This window comes from Jutongia sp., assembly GCF_057878315.1.
Genome location: NZ_DBLXSO010000011.1, coordinates 15,108 through 34,071 on the forward strand (window position 1 = coordinate 15,108; position 18,964 = coordinate 34,071).

Annotated in this window: 17 protein-coding genes; 15 read left to right on the forward strand and 2 right to left on the reverse strand. The window is 48.5% G+C overall.

Translation table 11 applies throughout. The features are described 5' to 3' along the window. Positions 1-40: 40 nt before the first annotated feature. From ACZLMD_RS04075 to ACZLMD_RS04095, 5 genes are read left to right on the forward strand one after another with little or no spacing between them, the layout of a single operon-like run. Positions 41-871, forward strand: coding sequence for a sugar phosphate isomerase/epimerase family protein (locus ACZLMD_RS04075; protein ID WP_482522714.1), 831 nt, complete (start codon positions 41-43; stop codon positions 869-871). After that, positions 861-1,871, forward strand: a complete 1,011-nt coding sequence (locus ACZLMD_RS04080; RefSeq protein ID WP_022304941.1) for a sensor domain-containing diguanylate cyclase — start codon at positions 861-863, stop codon at positions 1,869-1,871. The genes ACZLMD_RS04075 and ACZLMD_RS04080 overlap by 11 nt, the downstream gene beginning before the upstream one ends. 21 nt (positions 1,872-1,892) lie before the next feature. Next, entirely contained in the window at positions 1,893-2,825 is a 933-nt protein-coding gene (locus ACZLMD_RS04085; RefSeq protein WP_482522741.1) for a TIR domain-containing protein, read from the forward strand. Positions 2,826-2,830: 5 nt separating this feature from the next. Next, a complete protein-coding gene (locus ACZLMD_RS04090) occupies positions 2,831-4,348 on the forward strand; it encodes an adenylate/guanylate cyclase domain-containing protein (RefSeq protein ID WP_482522715.1) in 1,518 nt (505 codons plus the stop codon). Positions 4,349-4,350: 2 nt separating this feature from the next. Further along, positions 4,351-5,397 carry a hypothetical protein gene (locus ACZLMD_RS04095; RefSeq protein WP_147403671.1) on the forward strand — a complete coding sequence of 349 codons (1,047 nt, stop codon included), beginning with the start codon at positions 4,351-4,353 and terminating at the stop codon, positions 5,395-5,397. 67 nt (positions 5,398-5,464) lie between these two features. On the opposite strand, the gene ACZLMD_RS04100 is transcribed toward ACZLMD_RS04095, so the two are convergent. Both ACZLMD_RS04100 and ACZLMD_RS04105 read right to left on the reverse strand, forming a co-directional pair. Then, the gene (locus tag ACZLMD_RS04100; RefSeq protein ID WP_484106930.1) at positions 5,465-7,897 is read right to left on the reverse strand and encodes an ATP-dependent DNA helicase; all 2,433 of its coding nucleotides are present in this window, start codon (positions 7,895-7,897) and stop codon (positions 5,465-5,467) included. Positions 7,898-7,936: 39 nt separating this feature from the next. Then, positions 7,937-8,491, reverse strand: a complete 555-nt coding sequence (locus ACZLMD_RS04105) for a restriction endonuclease (protein ID WP_118559137.1) — start codon at positions 8,489-8,491, stop codon at positions 7,937-7,939. A gap of 261 nt (positions 8,492-8,752) precedes the next feature. On the opposite strand from ACZLMD_RS04105, the gene ACZLMD_RS04110 reads away from it, so the two are divergent. The 10 genes from ACZLMD_RS04110 (at position 8,753) to ACZLMD_RS04155 (ending at position 18,834) form a co-directional block, all read left to right on the forward strand. Next, on the forward strand, positions 8,753-9,304 hold the full coding sequence (locus tag ACZLMD_RS04110) for a helix-turn-helix domain-containing protein (RefSeq protein WP_118559139.1): 552 nt from the start codon (positions 8,753-8,755) through the stop codon (positions 9,302-9,304). Between the two features lie 434 nt (positions 9,305-9,738). After that, positions 9,739-10,956, forward strand: a complete 1,218-nt coding sequence (locus ACZLMD_RS04115) for an aspartate aminotransferase family protein (protein ID WP_022304934.1) — start codon at positions 9,739-9,741, stop codon at positions 10,954-10,956. A gap of 16 nt (positions 10,957-10,972) precedes the next feature. Further along, on the forward strand, positions 10,973-11,605 hold the full coding sequence (locus ACZLMD_RS04120) for a cytidylate kinase-like family protein (protein ID WP_118559140.1): 633 nt from the start codon (positions 10,973-10,975) through the stop codon (positions 11,603-11,605). A 5-nt stretch (positions 11,606-11,610) separates the two neighbouring features. Beyond that, positions 11,611-13,155, forward strand: coding sequence for an APC family permease (locus ACZLMD_RS04125; protein ID WP_022304932.1), 1,545 nt, complete (start codon positions 11,611-11,613; stop codon positions 13,153-13,155). 21 nt (positions 13,156-13,176) lie between these two features. Continuing rightward, positions 13,177-14,337 (forward strand): iron-containing alcohol dehydrogenase, encoded by a 1,161-nt coding sequence (locus ACZLMD_RS04130; protein WP_022304931.1) that lies wholly within the window; start codon positions 13,177-13,179, stop codon positions 14,335-14,337. A gap of 301 nt (positions 14,338-14,638) precedes the next feature. Next, positions 14,639-15,928 (forward strand): ATP-binding protein, encoded by a 1,290-nt coding sequence (locus ACZLMD_RS04135; RefSeq protein WP_022304930.1) that lies wholly within the window; start codon positions 14,639-14,641, stop codon positions 15,926-15,928. Between the two features lie 269 nt (positions 15,929-16,197). Continuing rightward, complete coding sequence (locus tag ACZLMD_RS04140) at positions 16,198-16,497, forward strand: DUF1292 domain-containing protein (protein WP_484106927.1); 300 nt, start codon at positions 16,198-16,200, stop codon at positions 16,495-16,497. A gap of 2 nt (positions 16,498-16,499) precedes the next feature. Continuing rightward, positions 16,500-17,372 carry a hypothetical protein gene (locus ACZLMD_RS04145; RefSeq protein ID WP_489495162.1) on the forward strand — a complete coding sequence of 291 codons (873 nt, stop codon included), beginning with the start codon at positions 16,500-16,502 and terminating at the stop codon, positions 17,370-17,372. A 16-nt stretch (positions 17,373-17,388) separates the two neighbouring features. Then, on the forward strand, positions 17,389-17,844 hold the full coding sequence (locus ACZLMD_RS04150; RefSeq protein WP_489495163.1) for a YaiI/YqxD family protein: 456 nt from the start codon (positions 17,389-17,391) through the stop codon (positions 17,842-17,844). Positions 17,845-17,883: 39 nt separating this feature from the next. Next, positions 17,884-18,834: a bile acid:sodium symporter family protein gene (locus ACZLMD_RS04155; protein WP_489495164.1), complete on the forward strand. Its 951-nt coding sequence runs from the start codon at positions 17,884-17,886 to the stop codon at positions 18,832-18,834. Positions 18,835-18,964 lie beyond the last annotated feature (130 nt).

Below are 18,964 nucleotides of genomic sequence, written 5' to 3' on the forward strand. Positions count from 1 at the left end.
AGGTTGCAGGCGGCGGTAAGTCGCAGAAATGAGGAAAATTATGGGGCAGTATTTGGTGGTATCCCGGGTGGAGAACCTTGAGGAGCATCTGGCACTTGCCAGAGAGTATGGTGTTGGGTTTGAGATCAATGATTTCTTTGATCCGGAGGTGTTGGAATCAAAGGAGCGGCAGCAGGAGATTATTGAAGCATATCAGAAAGCGGGGCTTCCGGAGGGCAGTACAATGCATGGCGCATTCCTGGATGTCGTGGTGTTCAGTCAGGATCCGCGCATGCGCGTGGTTTCGGAGTACCGTATGCGGCAGAGTATGAAGATCGCTCAGAGTCTTGGTGTTAAAGGTGTTGTGTTTCACACCAATGTCAATCCGATGCTTTCTTCCAGAGAATACGATATGCATGCGATTGACATGACGGTGGAATTTCTGAAAACACTTCTGTCCGATTTTCCGGACATAGAGATTTATCTGGAAAATATGTTTGATGCAACACCGGACGTGCTGGTACAGATTTCGGAACGACTGAAGGATTATCCGAACTATGGCGTGTGTTTTGATTATGCGCATGCGGTGATCTATGGATTTCCGGTGGCAATATGGATAAGACAGCTTGCTCCGTATATGAAGCATATCCATATCAATGATAATGATCTGAAGCACGATCTGCATCTTGCGCTTGGCACAGGAAAGATCGTATGGAGTCAGTTTTTTGATTATTATGATACATATTTCGGGAGCTGCTCCGTGCTGATCGAGACAACGCAGCCGGAGGCACAGAGAATTTCATTAGAGTATTTGACACAGCTTGGAGAATGTTTACCGGAAGCCGGCAGTGAGCAGGCTGAGAAAGGAATGAATGACTTATATGGAGAATAGGCGGGTATTAAATGCAGAGGAACTGTTGGAAAAAATTTTTTCCTTTATGAATGAAATGGTAGATACGAAGGATTTCGCATCGACGATCCTGCTTTTGACGGAGCTTGGACGGACGCTCGCCAATTCCGAAAGAGCTTCGTTCTGGTACTGGGATAAAGCCAAAAAGCAGTATTGGACGCTTGTGGCACTTGACAGTCCCCGTATTGTGGTTCCGGAGGGGAGCGGTATTGTCGGCGCATCCATTTCAGGTAATGAGACGATTCTGATCAACAATCCTTACGAGGATCCGAGATTTAACCCGGAGGTGGACAGGGAGACCGGATATCAGACCAGATCGATCCTCTGTATTCCGGTGACCAATTCGCGCGGCGAGGTCATTGGTGCTTATCAGGCGATCAACAAGATGGATGATAAGGGCTACTGGTATTTTGACGACAGAGATGAGCGTCGTCTGGCGATGGCGGCGGTGTTCTGCGGCAAGACCTTAGAGTCCCAGATCTTGTACAGTGAATCGCAGCTTGACCAGCTGACCGGCTTGAAAAACAGACGTGGATATTATGAATATTACGAGAAAAATATTCTTCCTTATCTGCTGCGAAAGTCCTGTTCGATCGTGATGGGAGACATTGATTTTTTCAAGCGGGTCAACGATACATATGGACACAATGCTGGGGATGTTGTTCTGAAATATATCGCATCGATCCTGCGCAATGCGGCGGGAGAAATGGGTGAGGTGATCCGCTGGGGCGGCGAGGAATTTGTGATCCTTTTGAAGGACTGTGCCGTATCGCAGGCTTCCGTATTTGCAGAAAATATCCGCAAGAAGATTGAGACCTCGATCTGCTATTTTGAAGATGTACCGATCCGGGTGACCATGTCCTTTGGTGTGAAGGCATTAGATCCGCATCTGACACCGGAGGAGAATGTGAAGAAAGTGGACGAGAAGCTTTATGAAGCAAAATCTACAGGACGCAACCGGGTTGCGTATGATGAAATCTGATATAGGGGGATGGTTGTGGCTATGAACAAATCTGTTTTTATTAGTTACAGTTCCAAGGATGAGCGATACATTAAAAAGATGACGCAGATGCTGGAGAAAATGGGTATTACCTACTGGATCGCTCCGGACATGATTCCGGCAGGCTCCAATTATGCAAGGGAAATCCCGTCTGCGATCCAGAACTGTGATATTTTCCTGCTGGTACTTTCAAAGGCATCCCAGCAGTCGATCTGGGTGGAAAAGGAGATCGACAGTGCGATCTATTACCGTAAAACCATCGTGCCGTTTCAGATAGATGACAGCCCGATGACGGACATGTTCCGTTTCTATCTGAACAATGTGCAGACGATTTACTGTGCAAACCGTCCGAAGGATGCGATTGAAGAGCTGAAGCAGCGTCTGCGTACGCTTTTAAAGCTTACGGCAGAGAGTATACATAATCCGGGCGGAAAGAAAGATCGGGGAGAGAGCAGCACCAGCAAAGAAGAGACTACAGAAGGCAGAGATAGTGAGAACAAGGACGCACCGACAGAGCAGGAAAGCGAGATTGCGATAGCACGCCGGAAGAGAGAATCCTTTCTTCGTTCAAGCGGAATTCCGACAGCGTGCGGATATTGCGGCGGAGATCTTGAGAAGATCTCCCGCGGTGTGTACCGCTGTAAGAAATGCGGAAGAGAGAATTATGATTACTTTCAGACCGTGCGCAATTTCCTGCGCAAATACGGAGCGAAGCCGGCGATCATTATTGAGCGCGAGACCGGTGTGCCGCGCCATGTGATCGAGCAGTTTGTGTCAGACGAATATCTGGAGATTCCGAAGCTGGAGCCGATGCGTTTGTCCTGTGTGAAGTGTGGGGCATCGATCCGGACCGGCACGTTATGTGAGAACTGTAAGAACGCCCGGCCGCAGAAGCCGGCACGGTCAGGCGGAAGCTGGCATTCGAGCCGGAGGTAAATGATATGGGGAGAAATATATGGGTGATCGGAAATGACCGCCATGAGATGATCGAGGCGCAGAGGCGGATCAACTCCACCGGAGGCATGCGTGCTGTCTGCAAGATGTCTTTTGAGGCGGTGCGTCGGGCGATCGAGGAGCGCGTACAGATCGAACGGTCTAGGCAGGACTGGAGGGAGGCTCCTTCTCTGATCATCGTCGACTATATGATGTCTAAGGAGGAAGAATTTCATACGGTTTCTTATATCCGCAAGCAGAAGGATCTTGCGGGCGTTCCTTTGTTTTTTATGACGGAGACAAGGACGAAGGAGCTTGACCGCGAATGTTATTCCTGGGGCGCAACGGTTGTGCTTCACAAGCCGTTTTCGAAGGAGGGGATCCTTCGAATCGAGCAGACGGCGTGGCAGCATGATGTTACGAAGAATTATGAGAAGCTTCTGGTGCAGCAGGCAAATCATCTGCGGGAACAGGAAGAGATTATGAAGCTGAACCGCCAGCTTGAAGCGAGAAACCGATTGTTAAGACAGGTGTTTGGTCAGTATTTTTCTGATGATATTTTCAATGAGATTCTGGAGAATCCGGAGGGGGCAGCGATTGGTGGTAAGAAACGTGAGCTTACCGTAATGATGGCGGATCTGCGCGGCTTTACCTCGATTTCAGAGGGGTTGTCGCCGGAGAAGGTGACGGATGTACTCAACTATTTCTTTCAGAGTATGCTTCCGGCGCTTATAGAGCATAAAGGAACCGTTATTGAATATCTGGGCGATTCCATTCTGGCGGTATTTGGTGCGCCGCTTGTCTCTGAGGAACAGACGGAGAATGCGATCGCAGCGGCGATCAAGATGCAGAATAATATGGAAAAGGTCAATGAATATTGCAGCAGAAACGGCTACCCACTGATGGAGATGGGGATTGCACTTCACCGTGGAGAGGCGTTTATCGGTAATGTGGGTTCGGAACAGCTCATGCGTTATAACGTCATCGGCAGTGTGGTTAATGAATGTTCCCGTATTGAAAGCTTCAGCGTGGGCAGTCAGATCCTGGCATCGCAGGAATGTCTTGCGCATGTGCGCGTGCCGGTAGATGCATCGGCATATCAGGAGATTCAGGCAAAGGGACTTGCGTATCCGATCTCGGTCTGCGAGATCCGGGCAATTCGGGGATCGTATGACTGCCGTATCCGCGAACAGAAAAATGACATTATGTACCCGGTGGATACCCGGGTGGTGTTTAATATGTATCCGATCGAAGGCAAGCTGATCCAGGATATCTGTATTGCCGGAAGGCTGTGCCGGTTTTCGCATAAGCGGGCTCTGGTGCGTCCGGAGAAGGGCGGAAGCTATGAGCTGCGCGTGGGAATGGATGTGGAAATATTTGCCGCCGGCGAGGACGGACGGGCATTGTTTACAGAAATATATGCGAAGATCACTGCGATTGAGGATGGTGTTCTGACACTGCGGTTTACGCATGTCAACAGGAGCTTTCGTAGCTTTGCCGGTCAGATATGGGAGAACGGGGAATAACGTTGACAGGATCAGAGACAGATCACAGGAAAGGGTATGGTGTACCAGATATGGGACAGAACATATTAGAACAGGCGGAGATATGCAGCCGGAATGAACAGGAGAATCTTGTGGCGGTGCAGATTTCAGAGGAGCGCGCGACGGAGTTTCTGAGAGGATCGGAAAGTGAAAAGGATAATGCCGTGTGGAATACTGCGTGGCTGGAGGAGAAGAAGGCGTTTCTGAGGGAAACCGGCAATCATTTTCTGCTGGCTGTGTGGGGAGAACATGAGGAGAAGTGTCTGCTGTTTCTGAGTGATACGAAACGGGTTCGCCCGCTGGAATTTCTGGATTATCTGATCCCGGATTTCGGCTTGATCCGAGGTGATGTATTCTGCGCCAGTGTCCGCGTATCTTCGGTGATACTTAAGCTGCAGATGGAGGAGCATGGCATCGGACACACGATCGACTATTTGATGGAAAAGGCAGAGTCCTATTTCCGGGACTGTGTATGGATCGATGCGGCAGAATACGGCAGGGATCATGCCGAAGAGATCCGTCGGATGGAGTATTACCGCAAGAAAAGAGTGGCATGGGCGTATGTGAAAACGATCGATATGGTACCGGCAGGCAAAAAGCTGTGGCTGCGTTCTCTGGAAAATGAGTCTGGTCTTGAGGTGACTGCGGCACCGGATACTTATATTATGATCGGCTGTAAGGGTGAGGTTTATGATATCCGGCAGAAGAAGTTTGATGCCAGCTACGAAATGACACAGGAACCGCTTGATATGTTTGAGCAGATGATGGACTTCTGGCCGGAGCTTCAGACGCTGCCGGAGCAGGAATTTTTAAGCATTGACGAGTATGCGCATCTGTGCTATCCGAAGAAGGGAGCGGGAATATACGCCTGCCGTCTGGAGAAGCGGACGAAGATCTTTCCGGCTGGCGAGGGACACGAATATTTTCTTGGCAGACCGGGAGACTACATGGCGGTCCGATCCGATGATCTGACGGATATCTATGTGATCCGCGGAGACATTTTTGAACAGACTTATGAGCTGCAGGAATAGATCTTCTGCGTAGAAAACATTGACGCTGATCATTATGTGGGGGAGGACAGAAATTTATCGATACGGTTTAACTGTCCCAGAAATCGGACAGATGCTTGCCGATGGATTCGGCAGACACCACATCATACGGGAACCATTCCCGTGGAAATAACGACTGATAACTGTTTTGCAGGAAGCGTTCGTCCAGAAGAAGGATGGCACCGCGGTCGGTGACGGTTCGTATGACACGACCGGCGGCCTGCAGCACCTTATTCATACCCGGGTACCGGTACGCATAGTTGAAGCCGGTGCCCTTTTTCTCGTCGAAATAATTGCGAAAAAGTTCGTTCTGCGTGCAGACCATAGGAAGCCCGGTTCCAACCACGACAGCACCGATCAGGCGGCTGTCCTTCAGGTCGATTCCCTCTCCGAAGATACCGCCCATAACACAAAGTCCGACGGTTGTTCTGACCGGTGTGTCCTGAAAATGGGACAGAAACTCCTCGCGCATTGTCTCACTCATTGAGCTTTCCTGCATATACAGATCCACAGATGTGCGGCAGTAGGCGGATTGCTCCAGATAGTCGCGGATGTCTTCCAGCATGCGGTAGGACGGGAAAAAGATCAGATAGTTTCCGGTCTTTGCCTGAATAAAACGGAGAATATAATCGGTGATCCGCTGATATTCCCGTGGGGTGCGTCTGGTGTATTTCGTGCTGACATCGCGGGCAATGAGCAGCAGACGGTTGGACGACTGGAACGGGGACGGCGCATAGATCGCATAATCATCCTCTCTGCCCGCAAGCTGTTCCCGGTAATAATTGACCGGAAGGAGTGTGGCAGAAAAGAAAACGGCGCAGCGTCCACGCTTCAGATACAGATCCAGGTTGCCGGACGGATCCATGCACTGCAGATGAAGGCAGAATGCACCGGCACTGTCATAATCGGCGTAAACGATATATTTGTCATCAATCGTCTCAAACACGGCAAGGAAATAGCGGAGTTCAAAATAGAATGCCAGAACCTCCTCGCGGGCATCGCCGTCCAGTGGAAGTGCGGCGGGATCTCCCGGAGTAATGTCCGGAAGAGCCATGTAATCAGAGGAATCTGTGCGACCGTGAAGATATTCTTCTAACAGGGAGGACAGGCGCAGAGCCTTCATAACAAACGGTTCGATCTCGATCGGATCGTAAAGGCGGCGTTCCTCACAGCCCCGTTTTAATTCTAACAGCTCCTTGTTGCAGCGCTCCAGACTCCGTGCTGTTTTGCGGGAGTGCTTTGTCATGATCTTCTTAATCTTGAGAAAGTCCTCCTTGACAAGGCAGGAGGAGTACATTTCCCGGGCACGGTCCACCAGATTGTGTGCCTCATCGATCAGGAAAACATAGTCATTCTCTGTCTCAAGGGCGAAGAAACGCTTGAGGCAGGCAGTCGGATCAAAGGCATAATTGTAATCGCCGATGATCGCATCACACCAGGTACTGATGTCAAGACTCATCTCAAAAGGGCAGACGTCATGCTTCTCCGCATAAGCAAGGATCCGTTCGCGCGAAATGGCATCCTCATGGGTCAGGATATCGTAAACGGCATCGTTGATCCGGTCGAAATGACCGAGCGCCCGTGGACAGGTTTGTGGGTTGCATTGTGGCTTGTCGAGAAGACAGATCTTTTCCTTAGCGGTCAGTGTGATGAACTTCAGCTGCATGCCCCTGTCGGAGAGAAGAGAGAAGGTCTCCTCTGCCACGGTGCGAGTGATTGTTTTGGCGGTCAGATAGAATATTTTCTCGGTGACACCCTCGCCGATGGACTTGACGGCAGGAAACACTGTGGAGATTGTCTTGCCTACGCCGGTAGGTGCTTCGATGTATAACCGTTTGCGCCGCAGAATGCTTTGATAAACGCCTTTGACAAGACGCTGTTGTCCCTCGCGGTATTCAAATGGAAAATCAAGTTCCTGAATGCTCTCATTGCGTCTCTCCTGCCACTTGATCTGCCAGACAGCCCATTTTGCATATTCATGAAGGAGATCCATAAACCATTTCTCAAGCTCTGCAAAAGGGATGCGCTCGGAAAATGTACGCACCTCCTCCGTCGGAATATAGCAGTAGGTCATCTGGATGCCGACATCCTTGAGCTTGTTCTCAAGGGCATAGATATAGCCGTAGCACATCGCCTGCGCTTTGTGGACAGGAACGGGTCCGGTCAGTCGCGATACATGGCGGTAAATGCCCTTGATCTCGTCAATCGTGGTGCCGCTGCCGTTCTTCTCCGGAAAGATGCCGTCAGCGCGGCCCTCTACGGTCATCTCTACCGATACACTGTCATAGGTGACCGGAAGTGTGATCGAAAGGGGAACCTCGGCACGGTAGGCAGAACCCATACGCTTCTGAAGCTTCTTATGGATGCGCGTACCCTCCTGCATGGCATCCGGGTCGGCGAGACCGCTTTCGGACGTGGTAATATCGCCGCTTCGCAGAATAAATTCCACGAGATTTCGCACGGATATTTTGACGGTATGCATGGTCTCCTCCTTTCAGTCTGTCCGGTACTTTTTCTCTTTCTAAAGCAGCTCTTCCAGCATGTCGCGGTCCCAGAGTACAACCCCGATCTTATCTGCCAGCTTGCGGGCTGCCGGCGTGAAATACTGGTTCGTCAGAACCATAGCAACGTGACATTCATAGAAAGCACGTCCGGCATAGACCTGCTGCACGGCTTCGATCCCGACATCGTAATTGTAGCGTTTGCACTGGATCGCGAAAGAAATTCCATCGCGGTACGCAAGGACATCAACGCCGAAATCACCGCTCGCCTTGGTGCTCTGGGCAAGCTCAAAGCCGTTGGAGGCAAGAATATCGCAGGTCAGTGCTTCGAAATCCGTACCGGAAATGTCATCCAGATCGGTCAGTGACCAGTCGCCGCGAATGTAATGTGAACGGGAGCGCAGCAGAAAATGGATCTTGTAAATGCAGAAAAGGATCAGGATCAGTCCTGCACACAGAGCAGGCGCAAAGTATGCTCCGCCGCTCCACAAAAACAAAAATAAAAGCCCCACCGGGACCAGTGCGGCAAGCATGCCCCACAAAAATATATGTAAAGTCAGTCTTTTACGTCTCATAATGTAATCATGCCTTTCGATAAGTTGCAAGCGTTCGATCAAACTGCAAGCATTAAACCACAGACACACGACGGAAAGAATGTGTGTTCGGTAAAGAATATAATACAGGATGCCGGAGGAAAATGCAAGGTGGGAAGGCAGTATTTACGAGGGGAGGTTGTTGTTTTCCTGCGGATTCTTTTATATAATGATGCTGGAGCAACGAATGATTGTGCTTTGCCGGTCGGACCGGTCTGAAAGCAGACAGAAAGGAAGAAGTCTATGGATTATTTATCACATAATATTGCCGTCAATTTAAAGAGGATCCGTACCTCAAAGGGGATGAGTCTGGACGTGGTCGCGGAGCAGACCGGAGTCAGCAAGAGTATGCTGGCGCAGATTGAGCGCGGAACAGCCAATCCGTCCATCGGCGTTCTTGGCAAGATCGTAAGTGGACTTCGCCTTGATTTTAATGAGCTGATCCAGACACCGCCGTTAGATTCGTATCTGGTCCGGACGGAGGAGACACCGCCGATCAAGGAGGTGCCGGGACAGTATCGGGTGTGGAACTGTTTTCCAATCGAGGATAATCATATGGTCGAGATCTACCGGATCGATATTGAACCGGACGGCATTTACGCCAGCGGAAGCCATGGCGAGCGGACACGGGAGTATCTTGCGGTCATGGAGGGGGAGCTTACCGTGGAATTAAAGGATGGCGAGCATATCGTGACGGCGGCGGATGTATTTCGTTTTGAATCCGATCAGTTTCATCGTTACATCAACAACGGGGATCAGAAGGTTCGTTTTATGACATTTTTTGTTGCATATTAATGTGTGCAGGTATGGAGGAAGAAGCGTTTTTTACGGTGGACCTGTTATATTGACTGTACTATTTTTGGTACTCCGTAAGAAGTAGAAATGGTATTATAATAGCACACATCGTGCAATATATTGCACAAAATAAAATAAAGTGAAATTTTTTAGCCGTTGGTATTGACATGATTGCGATGGCGTGCTATTTTATAGGTGTTCAATATAAAGGACGGCGGATGTGAGACACAGACGCACAGTACAGATGTTATGCTGAACGCATCACATCAGACAATTTAACACATCATACATGCAACAATGACGTTGTGATTTTCAAATTATTTTGAAAACGCAGCGTCTTTTTTGCATTATAGGAAACTTCTTGTCAGGAAGGTGCCCGTAACGCAGTGGGAAGTCAACCAACACAGCGATTATTCATTAAGGAGGATACGATTATGAAATTAAAAGAAACAGGATTAACGAAGGAGCAGTTAAAGGAAAAAGTAAACAAATATATGATCGAAACTTATGAGCGTTTTGATTTTATTGCAGAGACAGCAAAGGATATGTATATGTACGATGAGAATGGTACACCATATCTTGACTTTTATGCAGGTATCGCCGTAAACAGCGCCGGTAACTGTAATGAGAAGGTTGTGGCAGCAATTCAGGATCAGGCAAAGGATATCATTCATACATTTAACTATCCATACACCGTACCACAGGCACTCCTGGCAGAGAAGATCTGTACGACGATCGGAATGGATAAGATCTTTTTCCAGAATTCAGGAACTGAGGCAAATGAGGCAATGATCAAGATGGCAAGAAAATATGGTGTTGAGAAATACGGTCCAAATAAATACAACATCGTTTCCGCTAAAATGTCTTTCCATGGACGTACCTTTGGTGCAATGAGTGCGACCGGTCAGCCGGACAATGCCTGCCAGATCGGTTTTGGTAATATGACTCCCGGATTTACATATGCGGAGTACAATAATCTGGACTCCTTCAAGGCGGCTGTAACCGATGACACGATCGGTATCATGATCGAGCCGGTACAGGGCGAGGGCGGTGTCAATCCGGCAACACCGGAGTTCATGACAGGACTTCGTAAGCTCTGTGATGAGAAGGGCATTCTTCTTCTGCTGGATGAGGTTCAGACAGGATGGTGCAGAACCGGTGCGGTGATGTCTTATATGAATTATGGTGTAAAGCCGGATATCGTTTCCATGGCAAAAGCAATGGGCGGCGGCATGCCGATCGGAGCAATCTGTGCAACGGCTGAGGTGGCAAAGGCATTTACACCGGGCTCTCACGGAACCACATACGGCGGTCATCCGGTTGCCTGTGCGGCATCTCTTGCGCAGATCGGAGAGCTTTTGGACAGAGATCTCGCCGGCAACGCAAAGAAGATGGGTGCTTACTTTATGGATAAGCTTTCTACACTTCCACATGTTAAGGAAGTACGTGGACAGGGACTTTTAGTTGGTGTTGAATTTGATGATACCATCAGCGGCGTAGATGTTAAGCATAAATGTTTTGATAAGAAGCTTCTCATTACGGCGATCGGTGCGCACATCATCCGTATGGTACCTCCACTGATCCTGACCGAAGAGGATTGCGATAAGGCATACGAGATCATCAAGGAATCTGTTGAGGAACTCAGTAAATAATCTGGAGGGAAACAGTTTGAAACAATATGTAATTACAGTCGGTTGTGAGTATGGCTGCGGAGGATCTGCTGTAGGAAGGGCCCTGGCAAGGAATCTTGGCATTGCTTATTACGACCGGACACTGATCGATAAGATCATAGAAGAAACCGGCGTCTCCCACGATCTCATGGAGATGGCGGACGCCGGCAAAGATGTAAAAGGTAAACGGGAAAATGCTGCCGGATCAACCAGTCTGGCGAAGTATAAAAATCTGACGGACCGTGTTGTTTATATTCAGAAGGAAGTTGTGAAAAAGCTTGCGGCGCGTTCCTCCTGTGTTATCATCGGAAGATGTAGTGACTATATTTTGCGAAATAATCCGAGATGCGTCAATGTATTTATTTATGCACCGGACAAGGTGCGTGTTCAAAATGTCATGCAGGAGCTGAAGGTGGGCGAGGAAAAGGCGAAGGAGCTGATCCGTGAAAATGATCAGATGCTTCATGCCCGTTACAAGCAGATGACAGGCTCAAACCGTGGCGCAAGACACAATCGTCATATGTTGATCGACAGCAGTGTTCTCGGAGTGGAAGAAACTGCAAAATATATTGAAGAATTTGTTGTAAAGGCACTTGCCAAAACTGAGGATACGGCAGAAGAAGGAAGGTGACTGTGATGGAGAACAAGAAAGCTTCGGAATTTGACAAGGTATTTAGTGCATGGGATATTCTGGTCATTGCCTTCGGCGCAATGATCGGCTGGGGCTGGGTAGTATCCAGTGGAGACTGGATCGTCAAGGGCGGTGTGCTCGGCGCAGCGCTTGGTTTTGTGATCGGCGGTATCATGATCTTTTTCATCGGTCTTACCTATGCTGAGCTGACGGCAGCGATGCCGCAATGTGGTGGCGAGCATGTATTCAGTCACCGTGCCATGGGCTCGACCGGATCCTTTATCTGTACCTGGGCGATCGTGCTGGGATATGTCAGCGTTGTGTGTTTTGAGGCATGTGCGCTTCCGACGATCGTTACTTATATATATCCGGGATTCTTAAAAGGGTATCTCTATTCGGTTGCAGGCTTTGATATTTACGCATCATGGCTTGCCGTGGCAATCATCATGTCAATATTGATCACCTATATCAATATCCGCGGAGCCAAAACGGCGGCGATCCTGCAGACGGTTCTCACCGTGATCATCGGTGGTGTCGGTATTCTTCTGATCGTTGCATCGGTTGTGACCGGAGATACCTCTAATCTGGATGGGCAGCTATTTCTGGGAAAAGATACAATGACTTCGTTTAAGGCGGTAATTGCAGTCGCGGTGACAACCCCGTTTTTCTTTATTGGCTTTGACGTAATTCCGCAGGCGGCAGAGGAGATCAATGTGCCGTTAAAGAAGATTGGTAAAATGATGCTTCTTTCCATTGTGATGGCGGTTACATTTTACGCACTCATTATTCTTGCGGTGGGATATGTACTAAATCACACGGAGATTGGGGCGGCCATGGGGGGCTCCGGTCTGGTGACTGCCGATGCGATGGCAAAGGCATTTAACAGCTCGATCATGTCCAAGGTGCTGATCGTCGGCGGTATGTGTGGTATCGTGACAAGCTGGAATTCATTCATGATCGGCGGAAGCCGCGCGATGTATTCGATGGCTGAGTCTTATATGATCCCGAAAATGTTTGCAAAGCTTCATCCGAAGTATAAGACACCGATCAATTCCCTGTATCTGATCGGACTGCTTTCCTGTCTGGCTCCGCTTGCCGGACGTAAGATGCTGGTGTGGGTATGCGATGCCGGAAACTTTGGATGCTGTCTTGCTTATTGTATGGTTTCTTTATCTTTCCTGATCCTGCGTAAGAAGGAGCCGGATATGCCGAGACCGTACAAGGTTGGTCCTTATAAATTTGTTGGAACCATGGCGGTGCTGATGTCCGCATTTATGATCCTGATGTACATGATCCCGGGATCCGGCGCAACACTCGTCTGGCAGGAATGGGCAATGGCAGGCGGCTGGTGCGTACTTGGTGGAGTATTCTTCGTTGTCTGCAAGCTGAAATATAAGGAAGAATTCGGCTCCCTTGTCGAGATCATTTCCGATGAGGATGCAGCAGCACTGCAGTCCAGCGACGAAGAGATCAATGCAGCACTGGATGCGGCGATCGATGCAGCAATCAACTCCGTGCTGGAGCGGGAATATATCGGTTCACTTTTGTAGTGGCAGGAATGGAGGATTACAATGAAAGAATTTACGTTTTCGGTACCACAGAACATCATTGTGGGAAAAGGAAGTCTTGCGAAGCTTCCGGAGGTAGCAGAAAAGCTTGGAGGAAAACATGGATTTATTATATCCGGTCCTCATTTAAATAAAATGGGAATTGTGGGTTCCTGTGCAGATGCACTGAAAGCAAAGGGGATCGAGAGCAGCGTATTTACGGAGACGGAAGGTAATCCTTCCGTGGAAACCGTAGATAAAGCAGCGGAAGCGTACAAGGCAAGCGGTGCTGACTTCATCGTTGCACTGGGCGGCGGTTCGCCGATGGATGTGGCAAAAGCGGTCGGCGTTGTTGCAAAATACGGCGGAAGCATCACGGAGTATGAGGGCGCTGACAAAGTGCCGGGAGACATCATTCCGCTGATCGCCGTGCCGACTACGGCAGGAACCGGCTCCGAAGTGACCGCTTTTTCGGTCATCACCGATCACAGCCGTAATTATAAGCTGACGGTTTTCAGTTACAAGCTGATCCCGTCCTATGCGATCCTGGATGCGGAGCTGCTTACAACGGCTCCGGTATCTGTGGCGGCTGCATGTGGTATTGATGCGATGGTACATGCGCTTGAAGCATATATTTCCACGGCCGCATCTCCATTCTCGGATGCAATGGCAGAGAAGGCACTGGAACTGATCGGTGCGAATATCCGCCGCTACACAGCGAACCGCAGCGATATCGAGGCAGCCGAAAATATGCTTGTAGGAAGCCTGTTTGCCGGCATTGCGTTCTCATGGGCGCGTCTCGGCGATGTCCATGCCATGAGCCATCCGGTCAGTGCCTTCTTCAATGTTCCGCATGGCGTTGCCAATGCAATTCTTCTTCCTACAATTGTAGAATACAATGCGCTGGCAGATCATGGAAAATACTTCAATATCTACAATTACATTGCACCGCTGCCGGCTGCTTTGGAGGAGTTCACCCCGGACATGCTGGTGGATGCGATCGTCGAGCTCAACGACTCCCTTGGCATTCCTGACGGACTGGAAGAGGTCGGCGTAACGAAGGATAAGTTTGACGCAATGGCAGACGATGCCATGAAGAGCGGCAATATCGCGGTAAATCCGAGAAGCACGACGAAAAAGGATGTGCTGGCACTGTATGAAAAGGCGTTTTCGGGTTTGGAATAATAATAGGATGTTGGGGACAAAAGGTAATTTGAGCCTTGCATCCTGATCTGCAATCACAACTTGTACCGCCCTCCAAAGGTTAGAATGGGAAATCTAACGATTGGGGGGCGGTATTTTCGTGTCCGATCCTTTTGACTGGTACATTTTTATGGAATCAGGTCAGAAAAAATGTAGCGAATAAAGAAAACCAGATCAGAAAAAATGTAATAAATTCATGGAATCAGGTCAGAAAAAATGTAGTATATATACTTGAATAGGTCAGAAAAAATGTGGTATGATAATGATAAAGAGGTGATTAAGTATGTATAGAACAGCAATGGATGCTCTTTTGCAGTGGAAAGAGAAAATAAATCGAAAACCCCTGATCATAATGGGTGCCAGACAGGTTGGTAAGACGTGGCTGATGAAAGAATTTGGAAAGACGCATTATGAGAAAACAGCATATATTTCATTCTATAATAATAAGAGAATGGATGATGTGTTCCAGGCGGATTTTGATATAAAACGTATCCTCATGAATTTAAATATCGAGTCGGGCGTTACGATCACACCGGGTGATACACTGATTATTCTGGATGAAATACAAGATTCTCCCAAGGTGTTGGAATCGTTAAAATATTTTTGTGAGGAGGCACCGCAATATCATGTTGTTGCCGCTGGCTCGCTTTTAGGCGTGACAATTCATGAAGGTGTTTCTTATCCGGTAGGGAAGGTAGATCTGTTGGATCTGTATCCTCTTAATTTTCGGGAATTTCTCTATGCGATGGATGAACAGAGCCTGGCAGATGCCCTTGCGACGAAGGACTATGCCTTGATTGATAATTTTTCGGAGAAGTATTTATTCTGGTTAAAAAATTATTATTATGTAGGCGGTATGCCTGCGGTTGTGGACGAGTTTCGTCAAAACAGGGATTATGCGGAGGTTCGTCAGATTCAAAACGATATTGTGCGGCAGTATGAGGGCGACTTTGGAAAGCATGTGGATGCGCGGACTCTGCCAAGGATTCGCCTTGTATGGGACTCGGTTCCGTTACAGCTTGCCAAAGAAAATAAAAAGTTTTTCTTTGGACAGATAAAAAAGGGTGCGCGCAGCAGTGAGTACGAGATTGCAATCCAGTGGCTGGTAGATTGTGGTCTTATCTATAAAGTGAATCGCGTGAATGAACCGAATATGCCATTGAAGGCGTATAAGAGCATGAATGCATATAAGCTTTTTGTACTGGATGTGGGCTTGTTAGGAGCAATGAGCGAACTGGAAGCGGAATCTATATTAGAAGGCAACGATATTTTTATCGAATTTAAAGGAGCACTTACCGAGCAATATGTTTTGCAGCAGTTAATTTCAGATACGCGGTATAATCCATATTATTTTGGCACAGAAAAGGCAACCTTTGAACAGGATTTTCTGATTCAAAAGGGAAAGGATATTGTTCCGATCGAGGTGAAAGCCGGTGAGAATATCCGCTCGCAAAGTCTAAAAGCATATTGCGATAAATATAAGCCGAATAAGGCGGTGCGCTTTTCGACGTTAAAGTATATGGATCAGGGATGGATGGAAAATATTCCATTGTATGCGGTCTGTAATTTGTAGAAATGATGATGTCAAACTAAGGCTTTGAGAGGAAAGGAAGATGCAGGATTATGAATATATAATCCGTGGCGGTATTGGGAGCAGGGGCTGTTGGCTCTTATGTGATATGGGGTCTGTCCCTTATTCAGGAGGTTGTGGAATGGAATTAGAATCGATAACATAAGGATTGTCTTTGGGAGAGAATATGGATATAATAGGCGTGATAAGAGTATTCGGTGCCTGACAGACTGACGCACCGGCAGACAATGATCAGAAAGGAAATCAGGATTATGGCAGATAAAGAGTATGGTTTTGAGGAGACGATGGTGACATTGACCGATGAGGACGGTCTGGAGAAGGATTTCTATGTGGATGAGATCTACGAGGTAGATGGACGTCTCTATGCGGCAGTCATTCCGTCCGATGTTGAGAATGTAACGGAGTATTATGTGTTCCGGTTGATCGACCTTGGAAATGATGACTTCGAGATGGAGGATATCGAGGAAGAGGCGGAGTATGATGCGGCAGCAGATGCGTATGAGGAGATTCTGGATACAAGAATGTGGAACCGGGAGTTTGAGGGAGAGTAATCATGTCCGAGAATAACACCCCCGATTCACAGGACTCCCGCCCTTCCGTAGCGCGTCCGCTCCTCAACATCACCTCCGCCATTATCTCTGCCCTTCCGGCGGTTGATCCGCGGCTTCTCGCAGTGCCGGTGATCGCCAGTGTGGTAAATGAGATTGGTGCCTTTTTCGATGCGGCGAGCATCGAGCGGCGTCTGCATGAGCTGGAGGTTAAATTGAATGAGCAGACGGTGAGTGTGGACAGGCTGCAGGAACGGCTGGAATGTCTGGACGAGCATGGAAGATATGTGTTTCGCAACAATCTCAAACATCTGTGTCTGACGGCGTTTCCTGAGACGACAGATACCTTGATCAACAGCATGATCGCATATCTTATGGAGGATGCGCAGGAAATGGATGAGGAGATATGCGAGATTGTCTCTGCCTGCAATGCCAATGATATCCGTTTTTTGAAAAGGCTGAAGCATTTCCTCGAGAAAGGGGAGCGGACGCAACAGAATCAGAAATATATAGAGGCACAGCAGAATGCGGCACAAAGCCATGAAAACGACTCCGTGGGAGGCGGATTTTTCACGCCGACACGGTGGCAGGATCGTAATGTAATTTACGGAGAGAACACCATTTTCTGGAAGGATTTTACAAAGTTTTTCAATATGATCAATATAGATGATATGGGGCGTATTTTAAATCAGACGGCTGTGGATCGTGATGGCAACGAGAATATGGAATGGGCGTATCTGATGCGATCGCTGCTGAAATTTCAAAATCTCGGAGTTGTGCAGGTGGAATTTCGGGCGACAGTGGGGACGATCAGTGCCAATCATGTGGAGCGGTTCCATATTACATTGTTTGGGCAAAGATTGTTAAAGTACATATAAATATTGGAGAAAGATCATGAAAATTTTTGTTGACGCCGATGCCTGTCCGGTGGTAGATATTGTAGAGAAGATTGCAGGCGGTCATCATATTTCGGTGACACTTCTATGTGATACCAACCATGTGCTGCGCTCTGATTACAGTGAGGTGATTGTGGTGGGAGCAGGGGCAGATGCCGTTGATTTCAAGCTGATCAGCCTCTGCAAGAGGGATGATATCGTGGTGACGCAGGATTACGGTGTAGCCGCGATGGCACTTGGAAAGGGTGCGGCGGCGATCCATCAGTCCGGAAAGTGGTACACCAATGAGAATATCGATCAGATGCTGATGGAGCGTCATCTGAACCGCAAGGCACGCCGCTCCTCTCACAAGAATCATATCAAGGGTCCGAAAAAGCGGACAGCGGAAGATGATGAGAGGTTTCGTGATTCTTTGGAAAGGTTGGTTCAGGCAAGGCTTCGGGAGATTACTTGACAGAGAAAACAGACAGAAAGAGTAGGAAGCGATTTAATTATGAAAGGACTTTATAAATTCAACGATTTCATTGAGAGCTGGATGGCATTTGTGACGCCGTCCTGCCTGCTGTTTGGAGTGTTGTTTCCGCAGATTGCAAAGCATGGAGTGCCGTATGTGCCCTATGTCTTTGCTTTTATTACGTTTACGGGGGCACTCAAATCCCGGTTTCGCGATGTGGCAAATGTGTTTAAGGCACCATGGGCGTTGCTTGTTATCATGCTTCTGCTGCATCTTGTGATCCCGGGTGTGGCATGCGGTGTTGGAAATCTGGTCTTTCCGGATAATACGAATCTGGTGACAGGTATGGTTTTGGAGTTTGCGGTTCCGACGGCGGTGGTCAGTATGATGTGGGTGACGATCTATGGCGGCAACAGTGCACTGACGCTGGCGTTGATCGTGATCGACACGGTTCTGGCACCGTTTCTGATCCCGCTTACCCTGCGGCTTTTCGTTGGTTCCAGAGTGACGATCGACATGACACATATGATCCGCCGGTTGATCTTTATGGTGGCGGTGCCGGCACTGGCGGCAATGACGTTAAATGAGGTCAGCAGGGGGCGTGCGCAGGATACACTTCCGAAGAAGCTGGCGCCGTTTTCAAAAATGGCACTGATCTTTGTCGTCGCTTCCAATTCCTCCGGGGTGGCACCATACGTTCGTCATATGACGGTGGAGCGGCTCGAGGTGGCAGGGCTGATCCTCTGTCTGGCTGCAGGCGGCTACCTTGTCGGAATGGGGATTGCCCGTTTTATGGGACAGGACCGGGATACGCAGATCTCGATGATGTACGGAGCAGGTATGCGCAATATCAGTGCGGGAGCGGTGATCGCCACGACATCCTTTCCGGGAGAGGTGCTGTTTCCGGTGCTGATCGGCACGCTGTTTCAGCAGGTGCTTGCAGCACTGTATGGAAAAATCCTGTGCGATAATTCCGGAAAAGGACAATGATACTGTTTGCCGCCTGTATCATACTATGCGAAAAGAAATATTGTAAATTAGAAGAAAACGCAGTATAGTAAGCGTAAATTATTATAACATCACAAAAAGAAATACGAATCATTGTTACATCATCACAATG

Excerpts from the sequence above, each read along its gene's own strand:
- ACZLMD_RS04080 (WP_022304941.1), top strand. The coding sequence starts at position 861 with ATGGAGAATAGGCGGGTATTAAATGCAGAGGAACTGTTGGAAAAAATT.
- ACZLMD_RS04105 (WP_118559137.1), bottom strand. The coding sequence starts at position 8,491 with ATGAGACGTAAAAGACTGACTTTACATATATTTTTGTGGGGCATGCTT.
- ACZLMD_RS04150 (WP_489495163.1), top strand. The coding sequence starts at position 17,389 with ATGAAAATTTTTGTTGACGCCGATGCCTGTCCGGTGGTAGATATTGTA.
- ACZLMD_RS04100 (WP_484106930.1), bottom strand. The coding sequence starts at position 7,897 with ATGCATACCGTCAAAATATCCGTGCGAAATCTCGTGGAATTTATTCTG.
- ACZLMD_RS04075 (WP_482522714.1), top strand. The coding sequence starts at position 41 with ATGGGGCAGTATTTGGTGGTATCCCGGGTGGAGAACCTTGAGGAGCAT.
- ACZLMD_RS04155 (WP_489495164.1), top strand. The coding sequence starts at position 17,884 with ATGAAAGGACTTTATAAATTCAACGATTTCATTGAGAGCTGGATGGCA.
- ACZLMD_RS04135 (WP_022304930.1), top strand. The coding sequence starts at position 14,639 with ATGTATAGAACAGCAATGGATGCTCTTTTGCAGTGGAAAGAGAAAATA.
- ACZLMD_RS04125 (WP_022304932.1), top strand. The coding sequence starts at position 11,611 with ATGGAGAACAAGAAAGCTTCGGAATTTGACAAGGTATTTAGTGCATGG.
- ACZLMD_RS04115 (WP_022304934.1), top strand. The coding sequence starts at position 9,739 with ATGAAATTAAAAGAAACAGGATTAACGAAGGAGCAGTTAAAGGAAAAA.
- ACZLMD_RS04110 (WP_118559139.1), top strand. The coding sequence starts at position 8,753 with ATGGATTATTTATCACATAATATTGCCGTCAATTTAAAGAGGATCCGT.
- ACZLMD_RS04085 (WP_482522741.1), top strand. The coding sequence starts at position 1,893 with ATGAACAAATCTGTTTTTATTAGTTACAGTTCCAAGGATGAGCGATAC.
- ACZLMD_RS04145 (WP_489495162.1), top strand. The coding sequence starts at position 16,500 with ATGTCCGAGAATAACACCCCCGATTCACAGGACTCCCGCCCTTCCGTA.
- ACZLMD_RS04130 (WP_022304931.1), top strand. The coding sequence starts at position 13,177 with ATGAAAGAATTTACGTTTTCGGTACCACAGAACATCATTGTGGGAAAA.
- ACZLMD_RS04140 (WP_484106927.1), top strand. The coding sequence starts at position 16,198 with ATGGCAGATAAAGAGTATGGTTTTGAGGAGACGATGGTGACATTGACC.
- ACZLMD_RS04090 (WP_482522715.1), top strand. The coding sequence starts at position 2,831 with ATGGGGAGAAATATATGGGTGATCGGAAATGACCGCCATGAGATGATC.